12 protein-coding genes are annotated in these 15,079 nt (G+C 41.4%); 7 read left to right on the top strand and 5 right to left on the bottom strand.

The window, feature by feature from the left end; all coding sequences use genetic code 11:
* The first annotated feature begins 503 nt into the window (after positions 1-503).
* The 3 genes from FAM09_RS10855 to FAM09_RS10845 all read left to right on the top strand — a co-directional run bounded on the left by FAM09_RS10855 (position 504) and on the right by FAM09_RS10845 (position 4,252).
* Positions 504-998, top strand: coding sequence for an RNA polymerase sigma factor (locus FAM09_RS10855; RefSeq protein ID WP_136577110.1), 495 nt, complete (start codon positions 504-506; stop codon positions 996-998).
* On the top strand, positions 982-1,626 hold the full coding sequence (locus tag FAM09_RS10850) for a hypothetical protein (RefSeq protein WP_136577109.1): 645 nt from the start codon (positions 982-984) through the stop codon (positions 1,624-1,626). The genes FAM09_RS10855 and FAM09_RS10850 overlap by 17 nt, the downstream gene beginning before the upstream one ends.
* A gap of 532 nt (positions 1,627-2,158) precedes the next feature.
* Positions 2,159-4,252 carry a zinc-dependent metalloprotease gene (locus tag FAM09_RS10845; RefSeq protein WP_136577108.1) on the top strand — a complete coding sequence of 698 codons (2,094 nt, stop codon included), beginning with the start codon at positions 2,159-2,161 and terminating at the stop codon, positions 4,250-4,252.
* An 83-nt stretch (positions 4,253-4,335) separates the two neighbouring features.
* On the opposite strand, the gene aac(6') is transcribed toward FAM09_RS10845, so the two are convergent.
* Entirely contained in the window at positions 4,336-4,773 is a 438-nt protein-coding gene (aac(6'), locus tag FAM09_RS10840; RefSeq protein ID WP_136577107.1) for an aminoglycoside 6'-N-acetyltransferase, read from the bottom strand.
* A gap of 98 nt (positions 4,774-4,871) precedes the next feature.
* Here aac(6') and FAM09_RS10835 point away from each other — a divergent pair, with 98 nt between their 5' ends.
* The 4 genes from FAM09_RS10835 to FAM09_RS10820 all read left to right on the top strand — a co-directional run bounded on the left by FAM09_RS10835 (position 4,872) and on the right by FAM09_RS10820 (position 10,027).
* Positions 4,872-5,435, top strand: coding sequence for a Crp/Fnr family transcriptional regulator (locus FAM09_RS10835; RefSeq protein WP_136577106.1), 564 nt, complete (start codon positions 4,872-4,874; stop codon positions 5,433-5,435).
* A 94-nt stretch (positions 5,436-5,529) separates the two neighbouring features.
* A complete protein-coding gene (locus tag FAM09_RS10830) occupies positions 5,530-5,997 on the top strand; it encodes a RidA family protein (RefSeq protein WP_243751648.1) in 468 nt (155 codons plus the stop codon).
* A gap of 238 nt (positions 5,998-6,235) precedes the next feature.
* Complete coding sequence (locus FAM09_RS10825; protein WP_136577105.1) at positions 6,236-7,006, top strand: M57 family metalloprotease; 771 nt, start codon at positions 6,236-6,238, stop codon at positions 7,004-7,006.
* Between the two features lie 339 nt (positions 7,007-7,345).
* Entirely contained in the window at positions 7,346-10,027 is a 2,682-nt protein-coding gene (locus FAM09_RS10820) for a T9SS type A sorting domain-containing protein (protein ID WP_243751647.1), read from the top strand.
* 133 nt (positions 10,028-10,160) lie between these two features.
* On the opposite strand, the gene FAM09_RS10815 is transcribed toward FAM09_RS10820, so the two are convergent.
* The 4 genes from FAM09_RS10815 to FAM09_RS10800 all read right to left on the bottom strand — a co-directional run bounded on the left by FAM09_RS10815 (position 10,161) and on the right by FAM09_RS10800 (position 15,055).
* Positions 10,161-10,757: an HAD-IB family hydrolase gene (locus tag FAM09_RS10815; protein WP_136577103.1), complete on the bottom strand. Its 597-nt coding sequence runs from the start codon at positions 10,755-10,757 to the stop codon at positions 10,161-10,163.
* Between the two features lie 48 nt (positions 10,758-10,805).
* Positions 10,806-12,545: a hypothetical protein gene (locus tag FAM09_RS10810; RefSeq protein ID WP_136577102.1), complete on the bottom strand. Its 1,740-nt coding sequence runs from the start codon at positions 12,543-12,545 to the stop codon at positions 10,806-10,808.
* Entirely contained in the window at positions 12,526-13,419 is an 894-nt protein-coding gene (locus FAM09_RS10805) for a UbiA prenyltransferase family protein (protein WP_136577101.1), read from the bottom strand. Before FAM09_RS10805 ends, FAM09_RS10810 begins: the two co-directional genes overlap by 20 nt.
* A 286-nt stretch (positions 13,420-13,705) precedes the next feature.
* Positions 13,706-15,055, bottom strand: a complete 1,350-nt coding sequence (locus FAM09_RS10800) for a glycosyltransferase family 25 protein (RefSeq protein ID WP_136577100.1) — start codon at positions 15,053-15,055, stop codon at positions 13,706-13,708.
* Positions 15,056-15,079: the final 24 nt, after the last annotated feature.

Raw genomic sequence — 15,079 nt, 5'->3', positions numbered from 1 at the left:
GTTCCTCTTTTTCTCCTGCCTTGGCCATATTGTAAAAATATACCCTACATAGTTAGGTGCCTAAAAACGTAAATTCCGAAGAAAAACTCAATTCATTATCCGCAACTTTCTCCAGTTCTTCTTTTAATTCCTGAGATACAAAAATTCAGCCTCTTTAGAAATAATTTAATATGTTTTCAGATAGAAGATTAGATTTTGTGACCGCTTAAAGTTAAACAACTAGTTACATGTGATTATTTCCCAATACAAAATGTGCCTTATTTTGACTGACAGTGTGTTAACTGGTTCGAATAACAAACGGGTAACAAACAAGCCGTCTTATTAGTTCCTGCCTGTTTTTTAGGAATAAGATTCATTTATTATCAAATAAATCCCCACTTACTAAAAAAAATCAGGGAGGTGTAATGTTCTTTTAATTTAGCCACTAAATAAAGAAGCAACAGAATTATGAAGAAGTGCTTATTCCTTGCCTGGCGCAAAGGTTAGGTACTAAAACAAACAAAGTGAGTAAAGATTTTTACCCGACTTCGATTTTACCGTTTGCAGCAATCATCATCAAGATTTGCAGGGCATATACCAATTCGCAAGAAGATTTTGAGGACTACTACCAGGAGGTTTGTCTGCAAATTTGGAGAAGCAAAGATAATTTTCGCGAGCAATGCAAATGGTCAACATGGGTTTATCGTATTTCTCTAAACGTGTGCCTAACGCTACTCAAAAAAAAGAAAAGTAATGGACAAACGTATTTCACTTCGGATGTTTTACCTGATGTGATAATAATTGAAAACAGGGCCTTTGAAGACGAGTCCCTGAACCAATTGTATGTTGCCATCAGACACTTGTCAGAAGTTGACAGGGCATTGATCATCCTGTATTTGGAAGAAAATTCTTATCATGAAATTGCCGATATCCTTGGTACAAATGCGAACAACATACGTGTTCGAGTGAACAGAATTAAAGAACGTTTAAAAAAAATACTCGATGAAAAAATCAATTGAAGAAATTTGGAAAGAAGGCTTTTTGAATGAAAAGAGCTTAGTGGCTCCAAAAATTAATGCCTTGTACAACCAAAAATCAAAGGGCCTGGTTGATAAAGTGAAAAGGATGTACAGGATCAACTTAATTGCTATTGTCAGCATGTCAATTGTTTTTCCCATTATGTATTATTTCCTGGATGTCATCTGGCAAGGAGTTGCCGTATCTATACTGCTCCTTCTTACAGCCTGGTACAGCGAACGGCAAAAGCGAAGCATCAAAACACTGGATCACGGAACAACCAGTCTTGACTATCTCAAGTCGTTGGACCGATGGCTTAAAGATAACATCTCGAAGAATGCGAAAATATTAGGTATTTCGTACCCACTTTATTTTCTGATTGTCATAAGTGCTATGTGGTCTGCATGGAATAAAGGCCCAATAACCTCGAAAATGTATCAAAAATACCCGGACGTAATTTTTATTGGGAGTGTTCCATTATTTGTATGGATCATCACGGGAGTGGCTACCCTGCTGATACTTTATTTTTCAGGTAGAATTTACAGATGGGAGGTACGTTTGATGTATGGTCGTGTACTCGACAAGCTGGAAGAAACAATTGCCGAAATGGAAAAGTTGAAACAGGGATAGGTTACACTAATTAACAATCCAAAATTAGAAACTAGAAAAATGAAAATTCAATGCATCGACAGAAAGACATTTGAACTTACTGATAGTTCAAAGAGTTGTTTATATGTTTAGGCCAGCATTGGGGAGGTTTTGCTTTATGGTAATAAAACCTTGCCTGAAAAAAGCATCCCGCTATCAAGATTATTAAGTTCTTGTTTTGTAAATTTTTCTGCTTCTTTTTTCAAAGTTCCAAACCACGATGTATCTGCAGCATCCAGGTATTTTCTTCTCTTTCTCGTAAAATGAAAAAATTGGTCGGCATTCTTCGGATCAGAAGTGCCAATTTTATTTAGTTCGTCTAAAAATATACTGTCATTTGATTCAATGGCTTTGCTTTCCTAAACCATTGGAAGTGCCCATCCAGTGAATCTTACATTGAAGAACGGCATACATTGACGTTATTGATAATCCATTTAATACTAGAAAACAGCTTCCCCAAACACTCCACTTTTGCACGGTTATAATCTACACATTAACAAAAATCCGATACCTGATGAAATTTATTCATTTAAGCTTTATTTTTTTAACCTGCTTTATTTCCCGGTCCTTTGCACAGGATTGCGGCTTTGATGGTTTACATAAGAATTTACTGAAGAATGATCCTCAATACCGGCAACAGGTAATTGAAGCTGAAGCACAGATCCAAAAAGCCATAAAAGAACAGGAGACCCGCAGGTCCAATGCACGTGCGGAGAGTACAATGAGTACCCTCTATTACATACCGGTAGTAGTACACGTAGTGCATACCGGTGAACCGGTAGGAAGCATTAACAATCCTTCCGAGGCGAGGATCATCGGAGCTATTAACTACCTGAATGACGTTTTCGCGGGTACGCATCCCGGCCTGGACCCTTCCGGAGCAGGAAATATTCAGATACAGTTTGTACTGGCTAAAAGCGACAGGAACTGTGAGGCCTTCAATGGTATCGACAGAATTGATTTTTCGGGCAATGCTACTTATGTAGCAAGCGGTGTACAGGACCCGAATCAAAACAGTAAAAACGGTATCTCTGACAACGATTTAAAAAAGGGCACCTTATGGGATCCTCCTTTCTACTATAACATTTGGCTGGTGAATAAAATAAGCGGCAACACTTTGGGTTATGCCACTTTTCCTGGTTTTAATGTATCTAATGCTAATGGTGTGGTTATGGTGGCCAGGGAAATGGACAGCTTAAAAATGGTATTGGTTCATGAAATTGGTCATGGTTTGAACCTGTACCATGTGTTTGAAGGCTCTGCTAACAATACGCAATGCCAGAACAATACAGATTGTACCCAGCAGGGCGACGGAGTTTGCGATACCGATCCCATCACCTTCGAGCGTTCCTCCTGCCGAACCGGTATCAATCCCTGTACAGGCACAAACTACAGCAAGAATACAGAATACAATTTCATGAGCTATTCCCGGTGCAATACATTATTCACCCCCGGGCAAAAAGCCAGGATGCTGGCAGCAATGACCTTACCAAGCCTGGCCGTTCTTGCCAGATCCCCGGCACTTTTGGTTCCTGGGATAAGCAATTTTGCTGAACCACCCCTGCTATGTACTCCCTCCTTCCCTAAACCCCTTCCTAACGGCTACGGAGTTACGAGTGTTTCGGTCAATGACATTCGGATGGAATCCGGTAACGCCCGCTTTGACGGAAACGGATACCTTAATTTTGCGGCTAATTGCAATAGGAGGTTTACCCTGCAACCTGGCGGCACTTATACTTTCACCGTTAGTACATCTGGATATGCTAATGAACAGGTAAGGGCCTGGATCGATTATAATAAAGATGGCGTGTTTGATAATGCAACCGAACAGATCATTCTTGCAAATACTTTATCAAACTTTAGTGGTAATCCTCCTTACCCGGCAGTTTCCGCCATGTTTACCATACCGCCGGGAGCAAAGAACGGAGAAATGTTACGCATGCGGGTAATAGCTGAACCGAGTAATTCGTGGAATGTGAGTCCGATAGGCGATGCCTGTTTTATCCCCAGTTTCGGCCAGGTTGAAGATTACGCCGTCTTTATTTCAGCCTCGGTACTGCCGGCCGTCATGGAATATGTGAAGGGTGAAATGCTTAACAACGCCGTTCGTATCACCTGGAAAACGTCTTCAGAGATCAATACCGATGCGTTTGAAATAGAAAGAAGCTATACCGGTAAAGAATATTCTTCCATAGGCACTGTTCCTGCTTCGGGCCATACAAACGGCGATGCATATGCTTACTCCGATAAAACCTATACCGGCAACGTTATATATTACCGTATTAAACAGGTTGATAAAGGGGGGCAGTTCAACTACAGCACCGTTGTGACCGTTAAGAGAGAAACAGCGCCGGAAAATGCGATCACCATAACAAACAATCCATTTGCCGATAAATTCGGCATCACCGTCGCTACTCCGGTACAATCGAAAGTAAAGATCAACCTGCTCGATATTACCGGTAAACTGCTTTATACCCGATCCGCTGAAGCGTTGGGTAATACAACAATATCGATTACCCCCGATACCCGTAAATTATTGGCAGGCATGTACCTGGTACAGGTAACGATCAATGGAAAAACCACTACGCGGAAAATAATAAAGCAATAACCCCCATTGTTAGCTCTTACTATGTGACTGCCATTGGGCCGGTGACGGGTGTCACCGGCCTTAACAGACTTTATTTTTTCGGTTTATAAATCCATTATGAAGCAGACAATCCGGTTTGCTTCAAAAAATCCCATTCTCTTGTGAAATTCAATACTTGTGACATTATTAAGCTCTGTATCAGAAGCCAATTGCCTGCAACCTTTTTGCCTTCCCCACTCAGTTCCGAGATTGATCATTTTTTTCCCAATACCCAGGTGTCGCCAATTTTCTTTAACATACAGTCCTTCTATGTATGCAACAGGCGAGCTATTCGCCCCTTCTACATAATCAAGTCGCACAGTTAAATGAATAAATGCAATATAAGTTTCCTTGTCCTTAATTAAGTAGCAGACATCATTATCGTTATTCAATATTATTATGCAACTCTCCAATTCTTCATCAAATGAACTGTCTGGCCATAACTCCAGCATCAGTTGAGCAAGCGCTTTTATGTTAGATGTGGAAATTAGTTCAACTGTCATTGAGCTTGTTTTTAGGTTAAAACAACTTTATAAGGATATTCATCCCCTTAAAATGTACAAATAAGCAATGCTTATATTTGCTGTTTACCATATCTGAAATGCAGACAAAGCTAAGGCAACATATTGAAAAAATTATACCGCTAACTGATGAAGAGTTTGCGGTCGTTTTCTCTCATTTTTCGTTCAGGAAAGTGAAAAAGCATCAGTTCCTGATACAGGAAGGCGACTCTGTTAACCATTCTTATTTCGTGGTTTCAGGATTATTAAAGTTATCATATACCGATGCAAATGATAAAGAACATATATTGCACTTTGCCATGGAAGACTGGTGGGTAAGCGATTACAAGGCTTATTTTACAAAAGCTAAAGCCACCATGTCGTTAGACTGCCTTGAGGATGCCAATGTGTTTTGCCTTTCATTGGATGACCATAATAAGTTATGCGGCAGCCTTCCCAAGATGGAACATTTCTTCCTTACAAAATCGCATTATGGTTATATAGCATCTCAACAGCGAATACTTTCTTTGCTTACTACCAGTGCCAAAGAACGTTACGAACAATTGCTAATACAGTATCCCTCGCTTATTCAACGGGTAAACAAAACCCTGCTGGCCTCGTACCTGGGTGTTTCCCGCGAAACCTTAAGCAGATTATCCTCTTAATGTGATCTACATCACGCTGAAATTGTGATGTATGTACAACCAAAATTGCTACGTTATTCGCAGCTTTGCAGTGTAGTGATTTAAAATTGTAATAATGAATAAAACAGCAAAGATCCTGGCGTTAGCTTTAATAGCTAATATGCCAGTATTAGCACAAACAAAAAAAAGTAAAATGGAAAAAAGAATTATTAATCCATGGCAATGGCAGGATCAACGCAGTTATGTGCAGGCCGTTGAAGTAAAACATGCGCAAGGCACACTCTATTGTTCAGGACAGGCAGCGGTAAGCGTTGATGGAAAATCAAGTGCCGCCGACATGAAAACCCAATTAGTTCAGGCCATTCAAAACCTTGAAAAAGTGATCGGTGAGGCAGGCTATGACTGTAAAAATATTGTTCGGTTAAATATACTTACAACCTCATCAGCAGAGCTTTTTACCTGCTTTGATATTTTTCAGGAATGGATAACTAAGCATGGTATAAAGCAAGCCAGTACATTGATTGAAGTAAAAAGCCTTTTCGAAACGTTAAAAATTGAATTAGAGGCCACCGTAGTCAGGTAAATTCCGGCAAATTGTTTAACCTCAACCCTAAGGAACGAAACTCATTGAACTGAACGAATGGGCTGTTGAGCTTGATTACCTGCATATTTCATATTGGCGTTTCTACATCAACGTTGACTACTACCTGATAATAGAAGATCAGTTATAAAGGATTTAAAAATGTGTAAAATATGGCGAATGACTTGCGCATTAAAATTAGTAGTTTTAATGTATTGCCAACCATTTAAAACCTTACAGTATGATTACAAGTCACATGAGAGAATTGAAAACCAATTCTATGCTTTTTCTTGCCGCAGTTTTACTTCTGATGGCTTCCTGCTCTAAAAAATCTAAAGAGCCTGAAGCGCCCAACAATCATGAGAACACGGAAGAAATCATCAGTTATCTTGCCAGCCAGGGATTCGACAAACAGCAGATTGTATTCGACAACGACCGGGTGATCGTAGAAAAGGACATTATTTTAAGTTTTCCCGAATTGCAACAACGGATTGCCAACTGGAAGACCGTTGCAACAGAACAGCGACGGAACAATTACATCGTTAGCAATTCGTACAACAGCAACATTACCATTTACATCGATCCTGCCGTTCCATCCAATTGGAGAACTGCGATCCAGGGAGCTGTAAATAACTGGAATGCAGTGCCCTCATCAAGATTGGGCATGTCTATCGTATCCAGTCAGTCGGGTGCACATTGCCGGGTATTTATGGGTTTTCAGGCCGCCAATTGGATTGCCAGGGCTTATTTGCCTACGTCTAACGGCCGGCCGGGTGTAAGCGTGGAGATCAATTCTAATTACAACAACCTGGCAGCCAACCAAAAATTGTTTGCCATTACACACGAATTTGGTCACACCATTGGTTTCCACCACACCAACCAAACTTCGGGCATACACATTTCTGGTACGCCCACTTCAGATCCTAATTCAGTGATGAACTCATTTGTACTTCCCTGGAATGGATTTACTTCAGCCGATGTGCTGGCTACACAGATCCTGTATCCGCAATAATTAAGTAATTGAATAAAAAAGGAAAGCTGTCCTTCGATGGCTTTCCTTTTTTTATTATCATATAAAAAAGTATTAGCTCGTTACAAGTTAATAACAAATAACGATGCTTATGTTTTTCACAACATATGCGTTTGTTATATATAAAATCAACTCCATACAACATCCAAGTATTTCTATCTCCACATAGGTTCAAACAAAATACCTTGCGGCCCGGCAATACAGGGAATAACGTGAACCAATATTCTTTGTATTCCCTCCAATTCCTAACCAGAAAAACGTTAACAAATGTACCGTACCCCAGGCCAGGTTATGCTTTGCATGCTATTGCTATTTGTGTGCATGCAAAAATCAAAAGCCCAATGCCCTGCCCCCACACCATTGGTTATTAATTCCATCACGGTCACCGAAAGCCGCTGTCAGGCTTCCGGCGTTGCTACGGTGTTGGTATCGGGCGGCTCAACTCCGTATACGTACAGCATTATTGCAGGAACCACTTTATTGCCACCGCAATCCTCGAACATATTACAGTCGCTGGCGCCTGGTAACTATACCGTACAGGTAACCGATAACTGTAATACGTCTGTTACCCGCAATTTTACAATTAGCGGTACATACGCCGTTCCCGCATTGAACGTTACCTCGCAATCGCCCACCTGCCCCGGCAGCAGCGATGGCTCCATAACCATTACTGCCAATGGCCGGGCGCCGCTTACCTATTCATTGATCAGTCCTTCGCCCGTTACCAGGGGCCCGCAAACGGCCAATGTATTTACCGGCCTGCCTGTGGGTACCTACACCTGCCGGGTAAACGATTCCTGCGGCAATTTCCAATCCCGCACGGTCAGCCTCAGTGCGCCCACAAGCACTGTTACGTTGAACACTTCCAGGATGCAATACCTGGCCTGCGATTCTTTTGCCGTTATCCTTACCTTCGATATATCCAACTACAGGCCACCCTATACTATATCGGTATCGCCGCCAACCGGCCCGGTTGTTACGCATGTGCTCACCGCTCCTAACGCCGGTTCTTTCAACGATACTTTCCGCATACGCTTTCATCATACAACGGGCTTTGTTGAGCAAATGCCGGTAACTGTTACCAACCAGTGCGGCGTTTCTTCAACGGGTAACGTTATTCTTTCAACCGACATGGATCTGTCGGTTAATCCAACGCTTCCCGGGGCGTGCGGCAGTCAATATTCGTATATGTTCGATCGTAATCCTGCATCATTGCACTGCGGCACCATTACCTATACACTGGTAAGCCCTTCCGGCGCCGTGTTGGCCACGCAAACCAATAATTCTACGTTCTCGGGTTTTTCACCCGGCACGGGTTATAAAGTGGTTCGGCAGGATTGCTGCAGAAGAGACTCGGTGACATTCAACTGGCAGGCGGCGCCTGCATTTCAGATATCCCATACGCAAAATTTGCCGTACGCTACCTGCCGGGAGGGAACAACAGCCCTCTTAATACAGTTCAACTACAGCAACCAGCCGGCTGATATCGTACTGGCCTCTGGCCCTCCTTCCGTGAGGTTTGCCGACGGCACGGTGCATACCTATACCTACCCGGATACCACAAAAAATTTTGCTTCATATGGCATACTGGGCTATTTTGGGCCCGGTACTTATAAGTTGTACGCCATCAACAACACGTGCGGGCAGAAAGACAGCCTTACTATTACTTTCGGGCCTAATGATGTGCGCCATTCGGTGTTCACGGCCGCGCTGCAAAAAGGATGCGCAGCCGACAACAAGATCCTGCTGAATGCCACGGGTCCGGGATGGGCGCCCGGCCATGTAACCGTCAATTCAATATTTTCTAACACCTTTATAGGTCCGGATGTAAGTATTACCGATTCGCTCACGAACCTTTCAGCCGGAACCTACCATGCGACCTATCAGTATCAACATAACTATTGGACAACATATTTTGGAGGAACCAATCCCGGCTGCGATGTTATCAGGGACACGATCGTAATTCCTGTTTATAATCAACCCCGGTTTAATTCAACTGCTGCCGTAGCGCTTTGCGGCGCTACCCGGCAGGTTGGGTTGGTGCCCGACAGTACCAGGGGTGTTGCTCCTTATCAATGGCAGATCCTCGCCGGGCCAACCACCCGCCCAATGCAGGCAAGCCCGGTATTTACAGGCCTGGTGGGAGGCACTTACACATTCCTGATGGCCGATGCCTGCGCCAACAGTTACTCACAAAGCATTACCATTGATACATTGAGGTTACCCAATGCAGCTACCACCGGTAGTACCTGTGTTGGAGGTGCTGCTACGTTCACCCTGCCGGCCAGTCCTTTCTACAACTATACCTGGCAGCGCCCCAATGGCAGTACCAGTACCGGAAATACGCTTACCCTTAACCCTGTTACTGTATCGGATCTGGGCGCCTATACCATATCGGTCAACTGCACCATAGCTGGTTGTACCAATACAACCAGCAGGAGCCTTATGTTGAACCCCTGCCAGGCATTACCTCAAACGCTGCTGCACTTCAGCGGTCAGCGGAAAAACAGCACCATTCAACTGAACTGGCAAACGGCCGATGAAATAAATATGAGTCATTATATCGTAGAGCGAAGCGCAGCCGGTATTGTGTTTACGCCTGTGCAGCAGGTAGCGGCCAAAGGAGAGGTATTGAATAGCTATACAGCGACTGACATGCATGTTCCTGGTGGGAGTGTTTATTACCGGCTACAATCGATTGAAAAGAATGGCACTATCAACTATAGTAGCGTTATTTCCTTTAATAACGAAAAAGCACGGCCCTTTAATGTATACCCCAGCCTGATCACCGGCAATACAGCGGTTACGGTTACCTGCCCGGTCACCAGCCATACTTCTTTTATACGCGTGGTTGGTGTAGATGGCATAGTATTGAAAACAGTTCCTGTTTATGCAGGTGTAACCAAAACCCGTATTGATGTTACCAGCCTGGCAAAAGGCTCCTACTTCGTTGTTTTCACCAGCGACAACAATGTGATAACAACCCAGATATGGAAAGAATAATGTAACCGGGGGCGACGATTGATTTTTCAGGTAAAATTTAAATAGATCATATTAGAAAGCCCCTTCAAGTCATTGGATTTGAAGGGGCTTTTTGGTTCGATGCCGGTTCCGCATTGCTGCCATCGGCTTTCTATCAGATCTTGTTCATATAACCACGATCGGCAAATAAGATCAGCTCTTTGTCGCCCCGGCTGTCGCCATACGCTTCCAGTATATAGCTTTCCCGTGCCGGATATAAGGCAGATAACCTGTTCACTTTTTCAGGTCCATAACAGTTCTTCGATGCAAAGCGCCCCGTGATATACCCTTGCTGGTCTATTTCTATTTTTGTACCGATCACCGTATCGATCCCATTATTGATGCACCAGTAATGCAACCAGTTTTCTATAGAGGCGCTAACCACCACTACTTTGGCCCCATCATTACGATACCTGGTTATAAGATCACGTGCAGTTGGCCGCACCAATTTTTCAATGTGTTGTGTAAATTCTTTGCACTTTCCATCAAAACGATCAATATGCCAGCCTCTGTAAAACCAGCGAAATACCCTTTCTTTCGCTTTATAATTGGGGATCACGCCTAATTTATATAACACCAGTGTGGGCAGCAATAACAGAAAGCCACTCACCAAACGGGTTGCAGAATGGGTAAATCGTAAAAAAGCGAGAAAAGTATCAGAATGGGTTATAGTTCCATCAAAATCAAAAGCTACAATCGTTTCTTTTTTCATTAGCTTTCTTTTTGAATACATTCACCAATGATTCCCGGTAGGCTTTCCTTATTTAGTTTTGATATAGGATTCCAGCATGCTGAAAAATTTGCCAGGTTCATACGGCTTTACAGATTCGGGTATAAGTATCTCCGATTTCGAGGAAATGGGATTGAACACATAATATCCGGTATATTTTGCGCGATCAGCACTGTCTATACGCTGGTAGTTGATCTGGTATTTTTCCAACCGGTATGCCGTGCTTTTAAACACGCCTGTAACTAATGCTACCTCTTTGCCGCTGCTCTTCATCCAGGCATATTCGCTTCTTATTTGGTTTGTGATAATCAAATTAGACGCCATGCTGATCGCAAAAATAATGCATCCATTGATGGCGGTGAGTACAAAAACAAAATTATTCACAGAGGTCAACATTTTTGATAAGTACCCAGACCACTTGATAAAGATCATTAAGAGCACCGGCAGATACCACAATTGCGGAACATACCGGGCCAGCCAGCATTCCGGATTAAGGAAAATGGTAACAAGCAGGAATAAACACAATAGCAGAAATTCCCTTTTGTTCTTTACAGGCAATGTGAGTATATAAAGAATGAGTAAGAACGATACAATCAAAATACCCCCGAACAACGGCCCAAAACCACCGTATAAAACACTGCCGCTTTTGAAAACAGTGAATTCTTTCAACGACAGAAAAAACGGGATCTTTAATTCCGGCTCCGGCGCTACCAGTGCGCCATGCACGTTACCGGAACGGGAGAAATTGGCAATGAAGAACTTCGAAAACCTGTTCCTGTATTGAAAGGAAGCCGGAGAATTGGGTCCGGCCATGAAGTTGACCGAATGGGTTCCCAGCACCGGGTAAAAAATATGTTTGCCTGATTTAATATTAGTGTAATACGGATTGTTGGAGATCACAAAAATGGATAAACCCAATAGCAGCACATTGAATGCAACAAACTGGAATAGCCTGCTTAAACGAAACCTGATAAACAGCAAATAGGCTCCGGCAAAAAGCTGAAACACGCCCGCGTAAACCAATCCTGTAAATTTCAGATCGATACAGATGGCCAGCGTCAATAACCAGATGAACAACGAAAACCTGGCCTGCTTCAAATAAAGCAAAAAGGAAAATATGAGGATCAGAAAAATTGAAGCTAATTGACCATCTATCAGAAACGTAAAGTTTTGCGTGGAAATAATTGGATTAATGACCAGCAAAAGGGTAAATACAAACCACAATATTTTTTTGCCCGGGAACAGGTGTTTGAAATAGGAGAATGCCAGAAGGCAGGCAGCCGTAACCAGCATAAGACCTGAAACCTTACCTGTCTCAATTTCTCCGGTACATTCAAAAACAGCAGCCCCAAATTTTTCAAAGGCTTTGGGATAATACGTAACAAAAATGTTTGTAGATTCCGTGTGAAGGGGATTCCAGCCGTGGGCCAATTCATCGATCGCCTGCAAATGATATGTTTGACCGTCATAGGTGTTGTCCCAAAATAAAACCGACAGCAATGTAAGCAGCAGCAATATTGCCAGGAATGCACCAATATTAAGAATAGTATCGGTAAATACCGGTTTTGACTGTTTTTTATAGTCAATAAAAAAACCTGCTACTGCAACAGCCAGTAACGACAATACGCAACTGTACTGCAATAACCAATAGCTATTGAATAAGAAACTAATGGACGTTAAAAGCAGAATAGTAAAATAGCAAGCGATAAGATAAAATGCAACCTGAATTATATTGATCCTTTCGAAAATCTTAGAAAAGGCCGTTGTCATAGTATATGAATTTATAAACCGATAAGAACCAAAGAGTCAAACAGACTAACAGGAATTTGTCTTCTAACAGCAGCTTGACCGGATCACCAGATTTTTTATTAACGAATACTGTGTACAGGTATTTTGATAAGCCAAGGATCACGAAAATATCAGACAGATAAAAATATTTACTATAGTTATTGACCACCCAGTCAGAAACAGAATACACGATATATATAAATACCAGCAGAGATGAGTTGATGGTAATGAGCGCATCCAGGAATATAATATTATAGTGCTTTGTATTTGTTCTGATGTTCTGCTCAGAATTCGCCTGCAACAACACATCGTCTCTTCTTTTACCAATGGCAATTAATGTGGCCAAAAAGAACACCGTCAATGCCAGCCACGGTGAAATGGTAATGTCGGTTATAGAACCGCCATAAAATAACCTGATCTCAAAAAATATAGCTATTGAATAAAATTCGATGATCAGCAAATGTTTGAGAAGAAACGTATAAAGCAAATTAAAGAACAGGTAGAACAATAACCATAACATAGCTATCTGATTGCTGAGCACCTGCAATGTGAGGAAAAAAGTACCGCCCAATAGCAGTAAACATATAATGATAGCTGTAGGAACACGCACTTCACCGGCAGCAATTGGCCGGCGTTTTTTTGTAGGATGGTTTCTGTCGGCGGATAAATCAGCCAGGTCATTAATAATATAAACGCAACTGCTCAGCAAACTGAACAACAAAATAGCCAGCAGCAGGTCTTCTGCAACCTGAAATGTTATTTTCTTTTTTCCAAAAAAGGATGGAAAAATAATTAATACGTTTTTTATCCAGTTATTTACCCTCAGTAACCTGAATAAGGTTTTGATCATTTTCATGAAATACAAATAAAACAGTACAATGATGTTACTGAAAAATTATCCACTTTATTGCCCTGATTGCACAATCCGTGCATGGTTCTATAATGTAGGTTGTATAGCACTAATCTCCCGCCACCAGTGCCTGCAGAAACTTATTAAGGAATCCTATTCAATATATTCTTAATAAGTTCGGAACGAAGATACAGAATTTCAATAAATTATCTGCGGATCCAATAATCATGAATGGGAGAACGCATTTTAACAAGGAACATTTACCTTTGAAGCAGACATAATAGATGTTTCTTCAATTAATTCTCATTACCTCAACATTTTTACTAATAGAATACTTTTCATAAACCTGTTGCACTAATGCAAAACGGTTTTCGGTAGCCGGGAATAATGTCCTCGATTCAGCATCCTCTCCCCTATCCCACGTCATATCAGCGCCATCCAATTCATTTTGATTGGCTATAAAAGGGAAAAGCGTCATTTTGTAATTGGTTATGTTAGTAAACAGTTGGCCTACAGTAATATTGTCATCAAAACTTTGCTCCAGAATTTTTTGAAAAATACTTTTATATAATACGAAAAATTGGACAGAATGAAAAGCGTTGATCCAAAACCGGTTTTTTGTTACAGGAATAGCTATACCAAATTCTCCAACTCCACCAGCCAGTATTTCGGTTCGCTGGTAAAAGGCCTCCATAATATTTTGCAGGAATTCTTCCTTTGAATAATAATCAGTGAATGTAAGATCATCTTTACAAATAATGATAACATCATCGCAATTGGCAATAGCCATTTCTACGATCTTTCGAATACTCAAATACCAGTTAACAGCGCCCATTTCGTTTTTATAAGCTTCTACAAGCGTAATGTCAAATTCACCCTTCCCCTTAAATTGCGCTTTTATATAATCTACGCTGCCAGGCCGTTCGGGCATACAAACAACATAAGTTGGAATAGTAAAATTTTCATACGTAGCTGAGTTGCTTTTAACTTGAACGCTTCTTTCGTTATTCCTATAATAATTGCAGATATAATTTATTGTTTTCGCTTTATTCGAACTATTGGCAAACAACCCATCTACTCTTCCTACAGAATTGTTCTTATCCGTTACATCGGAATAGCCAAAATCTTTTTGAACTGAAATAAAGGGAAACAGAAAAAACTTATTTTCGGCCAGTGAAGCTATTTTAAGATCAGTAACATCATCTTCTCTGAAATCGGCGTGCAATATGGTTGTAAAAAAGTGCCGGAAGATAACAGTAAATTGAAATCCGGAAAACTTATCTACCCAAAAAATACTCTCTGAAATAGCTAAAGCATCTGTAAACCAACTTACCCCTCCGCATAGCAGGTCGGCATTTTTTGCTCTTACATTAGCAATGGCGCTAAATAATAGTTCTTTAGAATAAGCATCGGTAAATTGATGATCATCTTCACAGATAATGATATATTCATGCGCTGAGTTCAGTTGTTTTTGTAAAATGGATTGAACCGTATTCCACAAACCCATGGCGCCTTTCTTATGTTCCTGGGCCTCTACAATGGTTACATCAAATTCTTCCCGCTGATTGAATTCTTTAAGGATGTGCTCCCTGCGTTCTATTCTTTTTTTTAGATTAATTACAAAAGTTGGTATGGCATTCATATCTCGGATGTTCTTTGTATTTAA

It is taken from the genome of Niastella caeni, from assembly GCF_004834005.1.
GTDB classification, from domain to species: domain Bacteria; phylum Bacteroidota; class Bacteroidia; order Chitinophagales; family Chitinophagaceae; genus Niastella; species Niastella caeni.
The sequence above is the reverse complement of the archived record's forward strand: the minus strand, read 5'-3'. Positions and strand labels throughout refer to the sequence as shown.